Origin of the sequence: Paenibacillus tyrphae (assembly GCF_000722545.1) — a bacterium.
Taxonomy (GTDB): Bacteria; Bacillota; Bacilli; order Paenibacillales; family NBRC-103111; genus Paenibacillus_G; species Paenibacillus_G tyrfis.
In genome coordinates, this window is the sequence record NZ_JNVM01000008.1 from 268,536 (window position 1) to 284,973 (window position 16,438).

Annotated in this window: 19 protein-coding genes and 1 riboswitch; of the genes, 1 reads left to right on the forward strand and 18 read right to left on the reverse strand. The window is 54.9% G+C overall.

The features are described 5' to 3' along the window. Positions 1–2: 2 nt before the first annotated feature. The 16 genes from resA to ribD form a co-directional block, all read right to left on the reverse strand. Positions 3–542 carry a thiol-disulfide oxidoreductase ResA gene (gene resA / locus ET33_RS11330; RefSeq protein WP_036680762.1) on the reverse strand — a complete coding sequence of 180 codons (540 nt, stop codon included), beginning with the start codon at positions 540–542 and terminating at the stop codon, positions 3–5. Between the two features lie 77 nt (positions 543–619). Beyond that, complete coding sequence (locus tag ET33_RS11335) at positions 620–1,381, reverse strand: pseudouridine synthase (protein WP_036680764.1); 762 nt, start codon at positions 1,379–1,381, stop codon at positions 620–622. Positions 1,382–1,399: 18 nt separating this feature from the next. Then, positions 1,400–1,741 (reverse strand): peptidoglycan recognition protein family protein, encoded by a 342-nt coding sequence (locus ET33_RS11340; RefSeq protein WP_036680766.1) that lies wholly within the window; start codon positions 1,739–1,741, stop codon positions 1,400–1,402. Between the two features lie 137 nt (positions 1,742–1,878). Continuing rightward, complete coding sequence (locus ET33_RS11345; RefSeq protein ID WP_036680769.1) at positions 1,879–2,412, reverse strand: spore maturation protein; 534 nt, start codon at positions 2,410–2,412, stop codon at positions 1,879–1,881. Positions 2,413–2,418: 6 nt separating this feature from the next. Next, positions 2,419–3,018: a nucleoside recognition domain-containing protein gene (locus tag ET33_RS11350; protein WP_036680771.1), complete on the reverse strand. Its 600-nt coding sequence runs from the start codon at positions 3,016–3,018 to the stop codon at positions 2,419–2,421. Positions 3,019–3,037: 19 nt separating this feature from the next. Continuing rightward, positions 3,038–4,210 (reverse strand): D-alanyl-D-alanine carboxypeptidase family protein, encoded by a 1,173-nt coding sequence (locus ET33_RS11355; RefSeq protein WP_036680773.1) that lies wholly within the window; start codon positions 4,208–4,210, stop codon positions 3,038–3,040. Positions 4,211–4,399: 189 nt separating this feature from the next. Continuing rightward, positions 4,400–5,077: an SOS response-associated peptidase gene (locus tag ET33_RS11360; RefSeq protein WP_036680775.1), complete on the reverse strand. Its 678-nt coding sequence runs from the start codon at positions 5,075–5,077 to the stop codon at positions 4,400–4,402. Positions 5,078–5,094: 17 nt separating this feature from the next. Further along, positions 5,095–6,201, reverse strand: coding sequence for an HD-GYP domain-containing protein (locus tag ET33_RS11365; protein ID WP_036680777.1), 1,107 nt, complete (start codon positions 6,199–6,201; stop codon positions 5,095–5,097). Positions 6,202–6,475: 274 nt separating this feature from the next. Beyond that, entirely contained in the window at positions 6,476–6,970 is a 495-nt protein-coding gene (gene ytfJ / locus ET33_RS11370) for a GerW family sporulation protein (protein WP_036680968.1), read from the reverse strand. A 151-nt stretch (positions 6,971–7,121) separates the two neighbouring features. Next, positions 7,122–7,796, reverse strand: a complete 675-nt coding sequence (locus tag ET33_RS11375) for a DUF2953 domain-containing protein (protein WP_036680779.1) — start codon at positions 7,794–7,796, stop codon at positions 7,122–7,124. 120 nt (positions 7,797–7,916) lie between these two features. Then, on the reverse strand, positions 7,917–8,531 hold the full coding sequence (gene scpB / locus ET33_RS11380; protein ID WP_036680781.1) for an SMC-Scp complex subunit ScpB: 615 nt from the start codon (positions 8,529–8,531) through the stop codon (positions 7,917–7,919). Beyond that, positions 8,500–9,285, reverse strand: a complete 786-nt coding sequence (locus tag ET33_RS11385; protein ID WP_036680783.1) for a segregation and condensation protein A — start codon at positions 9,283–9,285, stop codon at positions 8,500–8,502. The genes scpB and ET33_RS11385 overlap by 32 nt, the downstream gene beginning before the upstream one ends. A 38-nt stretch (positions 9,286–9,323) precedes the next feature. After that, complete coding sequence (ribH, locus tag ET33_RS11390) at positions 9,324–9,794, reverse strand: 6,7-dimethyl-8-ribityllumazine synthase (RefSeq protein WP_036680785.1); 471 nt, start codon at positions 9,792–9,794, stop codon at positions 9,324–9,326. A 36-nt stretch (positions 9,795–9,830) separates the two neighbouring features. Next, entirely contained in the window at positions 9,831–11,045 is a 1,215-nt protein-coding gene (locus ET33_RS11395) for a bifunctional 3,4-dihydroxy-2-butanone-4-phosphate synthase/GTP cyclohydrolase II (RefSeq protein WP_036680788.1), read from the reverse strand. A 40-nt stretch (positions 11,046–11,085) separates the two neighbouring features. After that, complete coding sequence (gene ribE / locus ET33_RS11400) at positions 11,086–11,760, reverse strand: riboflavin synthase (protein WP_036680790.1); 675 nt, start codon at positions 11,758–11,760, stop codon at positions 11,086–11,088. Between the two features lie 40 nt (positions 11,761–11,800). Further along, on the reverse strand, positions 11,801–12,922 hold the full coding sequence (gene ribD / locus ET33_RS11405; protein ID WP_268808315.1) for a bifunctional diaminohydroxyphosphoribosylaminopyrimidine deaminase/5-amino-6-(5-phosphoribosylamino)uracil reductase RibD: 1,122 nt from the start codon (positions 12,920–12,922) through the stop codon (positions 11,801–11,803). A 303-nt stretch (positions 12,923–13,225) separates the two neighbouring features. Further along, positions 13,226–13,388, reverse strand: a riboswitch (FMN riboswitch). 425 nt (positions 13,389–13,813) lie between these two features. Between ribD and ET33_RS11410 the strand changes: the two genes are divergently transcribed. Then, positions 13,814–14,083: a hypothetical protein gene (locus ET33_RS11410; RefSeq protein WP_036680792.1), complete on the forward strand. Its 270-nt coding sequence runs from the start codon at positions 13,814–13,816 to the stop codon at positions 14,081–14,083. 307 nt (positions 14,084–14,390) lie between these two features. On the opposite strand, the gene ET33_RS11420 is transcribed toward ET33_RS11410, so the two are convergent. Further along, entirely contained in the window at positions 14,391–14,822 is a 432-nt protein-coding gene (locus ET33_RS11420; RefSeq protein ID WP_036680797.1) for a peptidylprolyl isomerase, read from the reverse strand. A 178-nt stretch (positions 14,823–15,000) separates the two neighbouring features. Next, on the reverse strand, positions 15,001–16,335 hold the full coding sequence (lysA, locus tag ET33_RS11425; protein WP_036680799.1) for a diaminopimelate decarboxylase: 1,335 nt from the start codon (positions 16,333–16,335) through the stop codon (positions 15,001–15,003). Positions 16,336–16,438: the final 103 nt, after the last annotated feature.

Below are 16,438 nucleotides of genomic sequence, written 5' to 3' on the forward strand. Positions count from 1 at the left end.
GCCTACTTCCACCCTTGTTTCTGCGGTAATAGCGATGTGATGGTCTTCTCAATATATGCCTCGTCCATTTCGCCGATCCGCATGACGTCGACCTTCCCTTCCGGTCCGATGAAGAACGTGGTCGGATACTGGGAAACGCCGTAACGCTTGCGGGTTTCCTCGTTCTTGTCGAGCAGAATCGGGAACGTAACGTTATATTGACTGACGAAGTTTTCGACCGCGACTCTGGGCTCGTCCAGATTGAGGCCGAGAATTTCGACATTTTTATCCGCCCACTTGGCATGCTGTCTTTCTAGCGCCGGCATTTCGTTGCGGCAGGGCTCGCAGAACGTTCCCCAGAAGTTGACGACGACGACTTTGCCGCGGTAATCCGATAGTTTGCGGGTGGTGCCGTCCAGGCCGAGCAGCTTAAAATCCGGCGCCTCCGAGCCTTGCGTCGGTTTCTTGTCGCTCCCAAACAGATTGCTCGCGAGCGTGAGCGCGCCTATGACGATAATGACGGCAAAAATGGAAATTTGGACCCATCGTCTATGTTTCCCCATATTCTCACACCTTTAAAACGAGAGTTGACTGACTGACAAATATCACACTTCCATTATATCGAAAATGGTCCTTGTAATTATTCGCCTTTTTGAATTTTATGTGACTTGCTTTCTCCCGCTTTAAGCGCTTCCTGGCGAAGCTCGTTGACCTCCTGCGGGGTCAGGTGGCGGAACTTGCCCCGGGGGATGCCGGAAAGCTGAAGCGGCCCGAATTGAATCCGTTTCAGTTTGATCACCGGATGATGGATCGCGTCGAACATCCGCCGCACCTGCCGGTTGCGCCCTTCGTAAATCGTAATTTTCACGACGGCTTCATTGGATTCCGGACGCACGTCCTGGTACTCCACCTCGGCGGGTGCGGTCATGCCGTCCTCCAGCTCAATCCCGTTCTTCAGCTTGTCCAGCAAGCTGCCGTGAGGCACACCTTTGACCGTGGCCAAATAGGTGCGCGGCACGTGGTGCTTCGGATGGGTCAGCAAATGGGCGAATTCGCCGTCGTTGGTGAGCAGCAGCAAGCCTTCCGTTTCGTAATCGAGCCTGCCGATCGGGTAGATGCGCTGCTTGATGTTTTTGAAAAACTCCGTCACCGTTTTGCGTCCTTCGGGATCTTGAGCGCTTGTGATGACGCCTTTCGGCTTGTTAAAGATCACATACACTTTCGATTGCCGGCGGATCGGCTTGCCGTCCACTTTAATGAAATCCTGGGAAGGGTCAACCTTCACCCCCAGGGTCGTTACTACCTTGTCATTGACTTCCACACGCCCTGCGGTAATCAATTCTTCACACTTGCGGCGGGAGGCCACACCCGCTTCGGCCAACACTTTTTGCAATCTATCCATCTGTGGATTCACCTCAAGCTAATGATACCTATCCTCGGGTGAAATCACAAGTTGCGCCCACGGAAAATCGCCTCCAGGGCACGTAATCGAATGCGGAAAAATGTCGTCAGGCTGAAAACCGTACGTTTCCGCCAGCCGGAGGATCAGCTTGTTCATCAAAAACAGCTGCTCTTTCTCCGCAGAAGTGCGGACGGCGCGCGGTCCGGAGAAGTCCCCTTCGAGACACAGGTGGATGTAGAGCGGATCGGTTTGCTCGGAAGAAGGGATGATGTCGCCGTTTTTGGCGATGAAATAATCATATCCTTTTCCGTTAATGGAGGAGCAGGCGGAGTGGTGGATGACAATGCCGTAATACTGCATGCGGTTCACCTCGTTAAGGCTGGACTGCTCACAGTATATGTGCGGAGAGGATGGGGGGTGATGCGGAGCCCGGCGAATAAGCCGGAGCGGGCGGAAGACGGGTCCGCTCGCATGGGCCTGCGATCCACCTGCTGCGTTCAGGCAAATACCAGCGAGCAGATCGCAATCGAAGCGATGAATCCGACGGCGTCGGAAATAAGACCGACCTTGAGGGCGTAGCCGGCCCTGCGGATGCCGATGGCGCCGAAATAAACCGTAATGACATACAGCGTCGTATCCGTGCTTCCTTGAATCGTGGAAGCGATCCGGCCGATCATCGAATCGGGGCCAAACTCGGAGATCAGGTCTGTCGTGAAGGCAAGAGAGCCGGCACCCGTAATCGGGCGCAAAAAAGCGAGCGGAATAATATCGCCCGGAATGCCAAGCCGCTCGCAAATCGGCTTCAGCCAGCCGATCATCAGATCCATCGCCCCGGATGCGCGGAACACACTGATCGCCACCATCATGCCGACCAGATGCGGAATAATCCGGATCGTCGTATCGAAGCCTTCTTTAGCCCCTTCCACAAACGATTCGTAGACGGGAACCTTGCGGTAAGCTGCATAAAGAGGAATGAAAACGATCACGACAGGGATGGCCCATGCCGATATCCAATTGACTATGTTATACACGCTGGTTCATCCTTTCCCCTGTCCGGGCGGCGTTGATCGCTTGCGATACCACCGGTCAACCATGATGGCCGCCAAGGTCGAGATAAAGGTAGCTATCAGCGTCGTACCGACGATTTCCGCCGGATTCGCCGAATTGTAATTCATTCGTATGGCGATCAGCGTTGTCGGAATCAGCGTGATGCTGGCCGTATTGAGCGCAAGGAGCGTGCACATGGCGGGGCTTGCAATGTCTTTATGCTTGTTCAGTAGCTGCAGCTCCTGCATCGCTTTAATGCCCATCGGTGTGGCGGCATTACCCAATCCGAGGATGTTGGCGCTCATGTTCGACATAATGTATCCGAGCGCCGGATGATTTTTGGGCACGCTGGGGAACAGCGCGCGCACGACCGGCGAGAGCAATTTCGCCAGCTTTTGCAGCAAGCCCGCGTCCTCGGCGATCCGCATGATGCCGAGCCAGAACACCATAATGCTGATGAGCCCGAAGCAGACCGTCACTCCGCTCTTAGCGCCGTCAAATACCGCCTCCGTGACCAATTCGATTCTGCCCTGAAAAGCAGCGACGACAAACCCCGCAACAATGAAAAACAACCATATCCAGTTGACCATGCCCGCCGCTCCCTTCCGCTTAATCCGCTTGCCCGGTAAACAGCACCCGGGTCAGCTCGGTCAAGATGTAGAGCCATTTGCGCGAACTGCCGCCGCCAAGCTCTTCCGCTTCCGCGAACGAATAGGCGGACCGTTCCTTCTGCTTCAGCCGGGGGCTATCCTTGGCAACAAGCGGGACCGAGCCGACCGGCTTGCCATCCAGCAGAAACTGCAGCCGCCCCGCTTCCCCGAGCCGACTTTCGACGGAAGCCGCATCATATAAAATCGGCTGACGCGCTAGTCTCCCGCGTTCCGCCTGCTCCGCCGGATACGAAAACGATGCCCCGGCGATAAGCCCGGTCCCTTCAATCGTCTCCCCCTTCTCGGCCAAAGAAAGCAGGGGAAAATGCTTGAAACCGAAATCGAGCAGCCGGGTGTGGTCGATCCAATCATCGGGATCGTTCAAGGTCACGACAGCGAGCTGCTGCCCGCCTCGGGTCGCCGAGGAGACAAGGCACCGCTTGGCCAGCTTCGTATATCCGGTTTTCACCCCGTCCGCCCCTTCGTAAAGCGAAAGCATTTTATTTTTATTGATCCAGCTGTAATCCCAGGAATCGTTCGGATTCGGCACCTTCTTCACTTTCGTTTTCACAATCTCCTGAAACACGGGGTTTTTGAGCGCATAAGCGGTTAGCTTGGCCATATCGTTCGCAGTCGAATAGTGCCCTTGCTCGTCCAGGCCGGAAGGATTTTTGAAGCTGGAATTCGTCATCCCGACGACTTTCGCCTTCTCGTTCATCAAGAAGGCGAAGCCTTCCACGCTGCCGCCCACATGTTCGGCAATCGTAACCGCCGCATCATTCCCGGAACGGAGCATCAAGCCGTACAGCATATCCTTGAGATTCATTTCCTCGTCCAGCCTCAGGAAAATGGACGACCCTTCTTTGCCGAAAGCGTTCTTGCTCACTTTCGCCCGGTCGGTCAAACGCCCATGCTCAATCGCGACAATCGCCGTCATGATTTTGGTCAGGCTGGCGATGCGCATCGGTTTGTCCCCCCTGGAGCTGTAAAGCAGACGCCCGGAAGCGACGTCGATCAGCGCCACAGCCTCCGCACCGGTCGATACGCCCGGAGCGGCGCTGACTCCCGCAGGCGGAATTGCGCCCATATAAACCAGCAGCAATGCGAGCAAAAGCAGACATCCTTTTCTCATCTTTATCCTCCCACGCGCCATCCTACAGGAAAGGCCGACTATCATCGGTCGGACAACTCCATGTCTTTGTACATGTATATGCTTGTCATTCCAGGTTATGAACGGCCCATGACAAGCAGCATTCTGGAAGCGTATGGGAAAAGAAACTAAACAAAAAAAGCCTTGCGCCTGTGGGTGTTCCCCTACAGACTACAAGGCTAAAGGATCTATGCAATCGGGCTCATTGTACGAAACACGACCGACCTTCGGGTCGACCTCGTAATACCTCATGCGCTCGGCGGGGTACGGCTGCAATACAGGCAGCAGCTCCCTTTCGTCCTGCACGATCCGGTTCAGCCACAAGCTCTCTTGCTCTCGCGGTAAAATGACGGGCATCCGCTCGTGAACCTCGGCCACCAATTCGTTCGCAGCTATCGTAAGGATCGTACAAGTGTGCAGCTTCGCTCCATCCTCCGCCAGCCACGTGTCATATAATGCAGCCATGCCGAACAATCCTCCGTCCGCCAACACGAAACGGACCGGCTGCTTTTGCGAACCGATCCGTTTCCATTCATAAAAGCCATCCGCCGGAATAAGGCAGCGCTTCCGATTCAGCAGGCTGCGGAAAGCGGGCTTCTCGGCGGCGGTTTCGGCTCGCGCGTTCATCATGCGCGCGCCGGATTTGTCATCCTGCGCCCAAGAAGGAACAAGGCCCCAGCGAAGCTCGCCAAGCCGGTTTGCCCCGCCGCCTGTCCCCCCGATGATCGCGGGAATCCATTGGCCCGGCGCCGCATTGTAGCGCGGCTGATACGGCGCCGGACGCCGGTCCAGCATAAAATGCAGCACCAGCTCTTCGAAACTAACGGTAACGGTATAGCGTCCGCACATGCCGGAGCGTCCCCCTTTCAAGCTTGGCTGGCTTGAGTTAGATTATCCGCATGATTAATAAATACCGTCAGCTTTTCGGCCAAATCGATTTCGTATGGCTGCCCCAGCCCTTGGCCATAGGCGTCGATCAGCACCCTCACGACAGGACGCTGCGGCACCGCAGGGTTAATATTGACGACAACTCCCTGCTCCCCCGTGCTTAGCGTGACGGTCAAGCCGAGCGGATAGATGGCGACGTTATCCCGAAACATCGCTACTTTGCGCTGATCGTACAGAGTTCCGACGCCTGCAAACAACACTTCCATCGCTTGATGCGGAAGCATCGCGAGCCGGTGCGGCCGGTGCGTCGTCATCGCGTCGTAGCTGTCGGCGACGGCAATCCACTTGGCGTATTCGTGAATGTCATTTCCCGTGATCCCTCTCGGGTATCCGCTGCCATTTTCCCGTTCGTGATGCTGAAAGGCGCAGTGGGCGGAAAGCAGGGGCATATTCGGCTCGTCCTTGAGCAAGCGGAAGCCGATCTCCGTATGCTTCTTCACCTCTTCGAATTCCTCCGCCGTGAGCGGTCCCGGTTTCTTAATAATGTCCAGGTTGATCTTGGTCTTGCCGATGTCATGCAGCAGCGCGCCCAGCCCTAGCGCCATCAGCTCGTCCCGGTTATAGCCGCTTACCATGCCGAGCATGGTCGTATAAATACAAACATTCAGAGAGTGCTGATACAAATAGTTGTTCAGAACGTTCATATTAAGCAGCATAATGGCAGTGCCCTGCTTTTCGTTCAGGTCGTCGATAATCATCTTCATGACATTGCCGAACGAACGTCCGAGCACGTGGTTTTTAGAAAATTTGGATCGGCTTTCATTTTCCATGAAGCTGCGGAAATGAGTGCGGATTTCGGTTAGCGCTCTGATTCTCGTTTCATCTGCAAGCGGTTCCTCAATCTTAAGGTCCTCCGTCGCCTTATCGGCGATATATAAATAATCGATGCCGAGCCTCTCCAAACGCCCGAGTAATCCTCCCGTCAATTCCACTCCTTCATTCAGTAAAATGACGCCTTCTTCGTTATAAATGCACTTCCCGAGGCGCATACCCGGTTCGCACGATCTGGTGGGCAACAGCCGCATGAACGTATACCTCTTTCCCCATGTCTTCGGTCCTACGGTTACAAAAATAACTATAGTGCAACTGCCGGGAAAGAGCAATATGTGCCATGTTAATTAATCAAAAAACAGTAAAAAATATGTAAAGCTGCTCCTGGGAGCAGCTCGCCGAATGATACGATCTAACCTTTTCATATCAATTATGTTTTTGTCTACAGGTTTATTATGACCAAAAAAGGGTCGGGTGAAAAGGGAGTGTTGCTGGAAGGCTAAGCAACTCTTTCCAAACACCGACAAATCAGACAATAAAGTTCTGATTCTCGATGTTGTTCGTAACGGTAGCAGCCCCGTTTCCTTCCGTCATCGCACCCGCACCGGATTTTGCCCCGTTCTTGATCATCGTTTGAATGCGATCGACGACATGCGGCGCCGAATCGATCAGGCGCTCCAGCAGGTGGGTCTGGTTATCGAGCGGCACGACCTTGACGCCATGCTTGCCTACAACCAGAAAAGCGATCGGCGTGATGGACACCCCGCCGCCGCTGCCGCCACCGAACGGCAAGACCACATTGGCGTTATGCGCATCGTTGCGGCTAATGCCGGCAACCGAGGATTCGTCGCTCACAAACTCGCTGCCGCCGGCCGCAAACCCGAAACCTACTTTACTGATCGGCATAATGACGCTGCCATCCGGGGTTTCGACCGGATCGCCCACGATCGTATTGACGTCGACCATTTCTTTAATGTTTTCCATGGCCGTTTTCATGAGTCCTTGAATCGGATGCTCAGACATGAATGAAGATCCTCCTTTTCGAAAAGGCTTGAACGCTACAATTTTCGATTGCTTTTTTAGCATTGCCCAAAGCCGAAAACGGTATGCGGGATGCGGTCCGTAAATGCCGAAAAGCCGCCGCTTCTGCATAATGCAGTTCACGACAGCTTCATCAGGTACGCAGCAGCACTTTCTTCCAGGCGCGCAGCCCGCCTTTTACTTTCAAAATCCGGAAAAGCAGCTGGAGTCCCGCCACGACAAGATGCCACAAGCGGATATGCAGGCGGCAAATGCCTTCGGTCATAAATACGTTCTGATTAAACACCGGCATGACTTGAAGCTCCGGCTTCGTCTCGAGCCGAACCGTCCGAAAAATATACCCCAACAGCGACGTTTTGAGTCCCCATAAGGTGCCTACGACAACAGCCGTCTCCGCCGCATCCCCAATGCCGGCCGATGTTTTCCAGTTCAGCTCGGTACAATGAAAATGGCTGAGCAGCCGGCGGAACCATTGGTTAAACTTAAAACAGTTGTGCAGCAATACACGAAAGTTCTCGATCGCCTCTTTAATTTTATCGAAGTCGATTTTGCGTTTAGACTCGCCCTGAAAATCACCCTTGTTCGGATTCGTTTTCTCCGACTTCAGTTCCAGCCCTTCCAGCCATCCGTGGAAGCGGAGCATCGGTACGATGTACCTGTAGCGGATCAGTCCGAATAAGGAGCGGACATCGATTCGAATTTCGTCATTTTGCTCCATATGTACGAAAGACAGGCAAATTTTGATCTTGCTTTGCGCTACAGCCAAAATCAAGACCGCGACCGCTCCGGCGATCCAAGCCCAAATCATGCGATGCTCCTCCTCTTCAGCCCCGACGCTTGCGGGCAGCACAAATACTCCTGAGCCGGAAGCTTCTGCTTCGTTTCCTCAGGAGTTAGTATAGCCCAGCATTGGAAAAACATGCGTATGTTACATGCCGTTCGGCTCCGTCACGTCCTCGAACGTGATTTGTTTACCGTCCAGCTTCTCGAAAAGCAGCCTTGCTTCTTCTTCCAAATTATCGTCATTTTCGAACATCGACGTCTCCGGAAGATCTTCAATCGTACTAAGCGCAAAATAATCGAGAAACGATTTGGTCGTTCCGTACAGAATCGGCCTTCCCGGCGCATCCGCGCGGTCTACCTCTTGAATCAGATCTTTGGCCACCAGCGTCTGCAGCGCGCGATCCGACTTCACCCCGCGAATCTCTTCGATCTCCACCCGCGTGATCGGCTGCTTGTACGCTACGATTGCGAGCGTCTCCAGCGCCGCTTGAGAGAGCGATGTCCGCGAGGGAGAGTAGGCAAGCCGCTCAAGATACGGCGCGTGCTCTGGCACGGTCGTAAGCTGATAGGTACCCGCCAGCTCGACAATTTGAATCCCGCGGCCCTGACGCTTCATGTCCTCCTGCAGATCCAGCACAAGGTCGGTCACGTACTCGGCGCTGAGCTCCAGCACATCGGCCAGCTGTTTGGCGTCCAATCCCTCGTCTCCCGCCACAAACAACAAGCCTTCAATAACTGATTTCATCTGCCCAAAATCCATCCGCCGTTCCTTCCTCTCTTGCCTGAATCACAATATCGTCAAAAAGCTTATGCTGGAAGCAGACGATTCGCTTGACTTTCATCAGCTCCAGCAGCGCCAAAAATGTAACGACAATCGCGTCTTTCGTCGCGTCATCGTCCAGCAGCTTCGAAAACATGACTTTGCCCCCGCACTTCTCGAGCGTATCGACCACCTCATGCATGCGATCCTTCACCGAGATTTCGTCCTTGCGGATTTTGGCAATCGCCTGACGGCTCTGCATCCGCCGCATCGCCTTGCGAAACGCGTTCACGAGATCGGCCACATGCAGCCCTTTGACCGGGTTCTCCTGCACCGCAGGCACATACGGGGTCAAATCCTCCGGCTCTCTCGTATAAATGAGGCTGCGCTCCATCTCTTTGTCCCGCAGATGATCCGCAATCGCCTTATACTTGCGGTATTCGATCAGCTTCGCTACGAGCTCGGCGCGGGGGTCGTACTCCTCGTCCATCATGTAATCGTCGAATTCCAAATCCACGACGGGCGGCTTCGGCAGAAGCATCTTGCTCTTAATGGAAAGCAGCGTCGCGGCCATGACGAGGAACTCGCTCGTCACTTCGAGCTCCAGTTCCTGCATGGCGTCCAAGTATTCCATGTATTGATCCGTAATTTCTTTGATCGGAATGTCGTAAATATCGACTTCCGCTTTATCGATCAAGTGCAGCAGCAAATCAAGGGGGCCTTCAAAGGTTTCCAGCTTTACTGTGACTTTCACTTTCCTCTCGTTCCCCCTTAATCCTCATGCAGCTTTCGTCAGGTTGTCAGCTGTTTCGTCAAATTGGCCATCTCGATGGCGCTCGCAGCCGCTTCCCAGCCCTTGTTGCCGGCTTTCGTCCCCGCGCGCTCCACCGCCTGCTCGATCGAGTCGGTCGTCAGCACGCCGAAAATAACGGGAATGCCGGTTTTGAGCGAAATGGCAGCGACGCCTTTGGCCGTTTCATTGCAAACGTAGTCGAAATGCGGAGTGGACCCGCGGATGACCGCACCAAGCGTAATGACGGCGTCGTACTTGCCGCTCTCGGCCATTTTCTGGGCGATCAACGGAATTTCGAAAGCGCCCGGAACCCAGGCAATCTCGACTTCGTCTTCGTGTACGCCGTGCCGCTTCAGCGCATCCAGCGCGCCGCCCAGCAGCTTGTTCGTAATAAATTCGTTGAACCGTCCGACCACGATCCCGTATTTTAATCCTTGCGAGACCAGATGTCCTTCGTATACTTTCGCCATGTCCCTTCAACTTCCCTTCATTTGATGAAATATTTTTTAGATGGTAAAATCAAGCAGATGCCCCAGCTTCGCCTGCTTCGTGTGCAGGTAGTTCGTATTGTCCTCGTTTTCTTCCATTTGCAGCGGCACGCGCTCGTCCACCTCAAGCCCGTAGCCTTCCAGACCGCGAATTTTGCGCGGATTGTTCGTCATGAGCCGGATGCGTCCGATGCCGAGATCCTTCAAGATTTGCGCGCCGATCCCATAATCCCTGAGGTCAGGGGCGAAGCCCAGCTTCAGGTTCGCATCGACGGTATCGAGCCCCTGCTCCTGCAGCTTGTACGCCTTCAGCTTGTTGATCAAGCCGATGCCGCGTCCTTCCTGCCGCATGTACAGCAGCACGCCGGAGCCGGCTTCTTCGATCTGCTTTAGCGCCGCTGCAAGCTGCGGTCCGCAATCGCAGCGATGAGAGTGGAAAACGTCGCCGGTCAGGCATTCGGAGTGTACGCGGACGAGCGTCGGACGGTCGCTGTCGATCTTGCCTTTGACCAGCGCGACATGCTCCTTGCGGTCAACGTCGTTCGAGTACGCGATGGCGGTAAAGACGCCGAAATCCGTCGGCATCCGCACCTCGACCTCGCGCTGCACCAGCTTCTCCTTCTGATTGCGGTAGCGGATCAGGTCCTGGATCGTGACGATCTTCAGATCATGCTTGCGGCTGATCTCCATCAGGTCCGGGACACGGGCCATTTCGCCGTCTTCCTTGATCACTTCGCAGATGACGGCAGCGGGATATGCATCGCACATGCGCGCTAGATCGACCGCCGCTTCCGTATGTCCGGCGCGGCGCAGCACGCCGCCTTTCTTGGCCGTAAGCGGAAAAATATGTCCTGGACGACGGAAGCTCTGCGGCTTCGTCTGCGGGTCGATCAGCGCCTGCACAGTCCGGGAACGCTCCGATGCGGAAATACCGGTCGACGTTTCAACATGATCGATCGAAACCGTGAAGGCGGTGCCGTGGTAATCCGTATTGCGCGATACCATTTGCGGCAAGTCCAACTCCTGGGCCCGCTCTTCGGTAATCGGAGCGCAGACGAGCCCGCGTCCTTCCTTGATCATGAAGTTGATGACCTCCGGCGTCGCTTTCTCGGCCAGGGCGATGAAGTCGCCTTCGTTCTCGCGGTCTTCGTCGTCCACGACGATAATGACTTTGCCCAGCATCAGATCGTATATCGCTTCTTCAATCAAATGGAACCGGATCGATTCGTCCATTCCTCTCTCCTCCTTAGGTCTATGTGAGTCCGGAACCGGATTACAGGAACCCGTGCTCCGTTAAAAATGCGGCGTTCAGACCGCCAAGGGTTGTCCTTTGGGTTACGGCAGCTCCTTCTCCTGTCCGGAAGGCCAGCAGGCGCTCGATGTATTTGCCAAGAACGTCGGCTTCGAGATTGACTTCATCCCCTTGCTTCTTATGCCGCAGTACCGTTTCCGCGAGCGTATGGGGGATGATGGATACGGTAAACGACGTTTCCCCCAGCTCGACGACCGTGAGGCTGATCCCGTCGATCGTGATAGAGCCATGCGGGATGATATATTTTAAGATGCCCGGGTCGTGCGGCTCTACGCGGAAGACGACGGCGTTTTCTTCAGGATTCCGTCCCCGGATGATGCCGGTCGAATCGACATGTCCCTGCACGATGTGACCACCGAACCGGCCGCCTGCCGTCATTGCACGCTCCAGGTTGACCGGAGACGCGCTAGACAGGCGGGACAAGTTCGTCCGCCGGAACGTTTCCGGCATCACGTCGACGGTGAAAGACGCCTCGTCATAAGCGATGACGGTCAAGCATACGCCGTTCACCGCAATGCTGTCGCCAAGCTTCACATCGTCCAGAATACGCTTCGCCCCGATCGTCAGCACCATCGCCTGACCTTGCTTGGCTATGCGGCGCAGCGTGCCGATTTCCTCGATAATTCCCGTGAACATGGAATCTCCCTCCTTTTCCCTCTTTTCCGGAGCAGCTTGTCTATTCGCTAGGCTCCGTATACTTCGGGTATCCGATCAGGCACAGGTCGTCGCCGAACGTCTCGACCTGCATGCGCTCCAGCCGAATCGCCTCGCGCATTTGCCCGAAGCCGGCGAAGTTGAAGTTCGCCGGCGCCAGCGCGCCTCCGCCGATGATCTTCGGCGCGAGGAAAAGCACGAGCTTGTGGGCGAGCCTGCGTTCCAGCAGTGCACCGCTCAGCTTACCGCCGCCTTCCACGAGCAGCGAGCCGATCTCGCGCTCGCCGAGCCGCACCATGGCGGCGTCCAAATCGACAGCGGGGCCCGGCCCGCAGTCGACGATCTCTACGCCGCGCGCTTCGAGCTCGCGGCGGCGTACCGCCGGCGCCTGTTCGGTCGTGAGCACGACCGTCGGCGCAGCCCCGTCCCGCACGAGCTTCGCCTCGTGCGGCAGCCGCAGCGTCGAGTCGACGACGACGCGGATGGGGTGCAGACCCGGCACCGGCAGCCGGGTCGTCAGGGACGGGTCGTCGGCCAGCACGGTGCCGATGCCGACCATAATCGCCTGATGGCGATGGCGCAGCGTATGAACGTAGGCACGGGAGGCCTCGCCCGTGATCCACTTGCTGTCGCCTGTCTTCGCTGCGATTTTGCCGTCCAGCGTGCTGGCCGATTTGATGGTGACGAACGGCCGCCGGGGGACGATGAATGCATTGAACGCTTCGTTCAGCGCGTTCGCCTCCCGTTCCAGCACCCCTTCCGTCACCTCGATGCCGCTCGCCCGAAGCCGGGCGATCCCACTGCCGGCCACAAGCGGATTCGGATCGGTCGCCGCAACGACGACCCGCTTGACGCCTTCGCGGACTAGCCGGTCGCTGCACGGCGGCGTCTTGCCGAAGTGGCTGCACGGCTCCAGCGTCACATAAGCGGTGGCGCCCGCCGCTTCGCTCCCCGCCATGTTCAGTGCATGAATTTCGGCATGCGCTTCACCCCGCTTCAGATGGGCGCCCATGCCGACAATACGTCCTTCCTTGACGATGACGCAGCCGACGACCGGATTAATGCCTGTCTGTCCGGCCGCCGAAGCGGCCAACTGCAAAGCCAGATTCATGTAATACTCGTCGTTCAGCAACTTCGCAGTCAATTGGCGCAGCCTCCTTCTCCAGATTAACTTGCCGGAAAATGCGAAAAAGCCCTCTTTTTGCTTAGCAAAAGGGGCTTGTGAGAAGTGTCGCGTTTAGGTAAACAAACGCAGGCGGAATCCTTGCAGAGACAGACCGCAATGCAGTACATGCCACTCAAGCCGCGTCGATGCATGCCTAAATAAACCTTGCTCCGTGTCCAAACACACGGCAAGAAGACATGCTCGAACAGACACACCTGTGGCAGTTTTTGAGTATGTGAAATAACGCACATTACGCACGCAGACAGTCTATCGCCGATTCCGCTTTCCCTTCTCCCATCCAGACTATACTGTCGGTCTCGGAGTTACACCGAGTCCACCGGCAACCAGAAGCTGGCTGCACGGGTCACGGACTGAGCTCGGCCGATAACAAACCAGCCGAAACATCACCGCCGGTAGGGAATTTCACCCTGCCCCGAAGGAAACGAATTATTAAGTTTGTTACCTGTGATATTTCTTGGGTTCCTTGTAGTGCCGATCATACCAGTATCCACAAGGCTTGTCTCGATTTCACGGTTATTTAACCTACCAAAAATCCTACCGAAAAATCACCAAAGAAAATCATGTAACTTGAATGAAATACTACCACTACAAAATGAAAAAAGCAACTGCTTTTGCTGCTCCTCTTTCCTTCGAGCCAATCGAAAATACATCGCGTGATGCTTTGATCACTCCGCGCTTACCTATGTATTAAACACGAAATGGTTAATTATCCGGAAATATTCACATCGAGAATCAGCATCTAAAACGCTCCCCAGCGTATTGAGATAGGCCGCATCCTCGCATATGTACCATCCAAACACCCATACCTACTTCGCCATTCCGAATAACTTAAATTGGAGGTGATAATGGATGGCTAAATATGCCAATACCGGATCGTTTAATTTTACGAGTGCAGGCATAAAAACATTGTTTACCGTACCCAAAGGAATTAATGGAACTCTGGCGATTTCCAACAACAGCAATAAATCTTTTGTTTTACTATTGAATAATACTGTGACCATTGCTGTAAAACCTTATGGTATTGCTAGAATTGGTTCTTTAAGCGGCGGTTTTTCTACAAAAATCGCAATTAGAACTAAGGGTCCGACAAACGGAGCTTACATCTTTCAACAGAATTAAGAGCCTGGGCCCCTTCTTTGGGGCTTTTTCCTTGTTGACGTTTCTAAATATTCAGCCGCTGTCCCATTTTCGCTTTATAGCATTCGCCGGGACATCGTCATCCAAATATTTCAAAAGGCGGTCTCGACGGGCGGCAACGCCTTCGCCATCAACGCTTCCGACGTAGGTGTCGTGAAAACTAAAGTGACCAACAATAACATCACTAAGAAAAAAGGACAGCGTTAACTTAAAAAAAACGCCGAACCCCCTTGTTTCATTAGGGGATTCAGCGTTTTTCCGCTCCAAGCACACTAAAGTCGGAAACCGATTAAACTTCCGCGATTTGAACGGATTCCATTTTGTCGCGGCCTTTGAACGCATCGACATGCTCCATGCCTTTGACGACTTTCCCGAACACGGTATGTTGACCGTCCAGGTGAGGCTGCGGCTGGTAGCAGATGTAGAATTGGCTGCCGCCGGTGTTACGACCGGCATGCGCCATCGCTAGCGTTCCGCGTTCATGCTTGTTCGGGTTGATCTCGCAGTTGATCGTATAGCCCGGGCCGCCGGTGCCTGTCCCGTGCGGGCAGCCGCCTTGCGCTACGAAGCCCGGAATGACACGGTGAAACACGACTCCGTTGTAGAAGCCTTCGTTTGCAAGCTTTTCGAAGTTTGCTACCGTATTCGGCGCATCTTTCTCGAACAAATCGAGCACGATTTCGTTGCCGTCGGTCATTTTAATAATCGCCTGTTTTGCCATAGGACGAACACTCCTTTAATTGCTTGTTCTGCCGGACGCATCCTTCTGCGATGCCCCCGGACAACCCTTCCTATTTTACTATGAAAAGCTGTTCCGCACAAATCCGCATCCCCCCTTATCGCTTACACCGACGAAAAAAAACGCCGGCCACAAGGACCGGACGTTCTCTCTCGCTTTCTTATAACGTTTTGGCCGTCACTTTCCGCATCCGCTCGGGGACGACATCGTTGCCGAGCAAATGCTCAAACGATTCGCGCTTTACCACGATATCGGCCTCGCCGTCCTTCACGAAAACGACCGCCGGCCGGCGAATTCGGTTATAGTTGCTAGACATCGCGTAATTGTACGCACCGGTGCAGGCTACGGCAAGCAAATCGCCCGTGCGCGCCTGCGGCAGGCTGACGTCCCAGATGAGCATATCGCCACTCTCGCAGCACTTGCCCGCGATGGATACGACCTCTTCATTCGCTTCGCACGCCCGGTTCGCGAGCATGGCTTCATACTGCGCTTCGTACAGCGCCGGACGCGGATTGTCGGTCATCCCGCCGTCGACGGCTACGTATTTGCGCACGCCAGGAATATCCTTGTACGTGCCGATCGTGTACAGCGTCGTCCCTGCGTCTCCAACGATGCTCCGGCCCGGCTCGGTCCAGATTTCGGGCAGCGGATAGCCGTTTTGGCCGAATTTCGTCTGGATCGCTTCGGCGATCGAATTCACATACTCGGCGACAGGCAGCGGCGAATCGCCATCGATATAACGGATGCCGAAGCCCCCGCCCAGATTGATGACCGGGAACGTCAGACCTAGCTGCTCCCGGATATGGACTGCGAAATCGGCTACTTTATCGACCGCAAGCCGGAAGCCGCCGACCTCGAAAATTTGCGAGCCGATGTGCGAATGAACGCCGAGCAGCTCGATATTCGGCAGCTCCGACGCTTCCTTGACCGCTTGCTCGGCCGCGCCATTGGCCAGATCGAAGCCGAACTTCGAATCGGTCTGGCCCGTGGATATATATTCATGCGTGTGAGCATCCACCCCTGGGGTGATGCGCAACAGAACATTTACTTTTTGCCGTTTCTCTCCCGCAATGGCATTCAGCATGTGCATCTCGACGAAGTTATCGACGACGAAGCAGCCGATCTTGGCATTAACCGCCATCTCAAGCTCCTGCGGCGTTTTGTTGTTGCCGTGGAAATGAATCCGCTCGGCCGGAAAACCGGCTTCCAGTGCGGTATACAATTCGCCGTCCGATACGATGTCCAGCGACATACCCTCTTCCTCGACAATACGGCACATAGCCATAACGCAGAACGCTTTGCTGGCATATGCTACCTGAAACCGGAGGCCCGTAGCGCGAAAAGCTTGCACAAATTCGCGGCAGCGCTGGCGGATCAATTGTTCGTCCATGACATACAGCGGTGTTCCGTAGCGCTCGGCTAAATCGACTGTGTCGCAACCGCCGATTTCCAGATGTCCCCTGTCGTTAATCTTGCTGGTGCCGTGTAGATACATCTTGTTCGACTCCTTCTCCCCATGAAAAGACATTACTTTTAAAGTACCACAGACAAGCGCAAAAACACAATATGCAAAACACCCCTCCGAAGGCGGTTCGAAG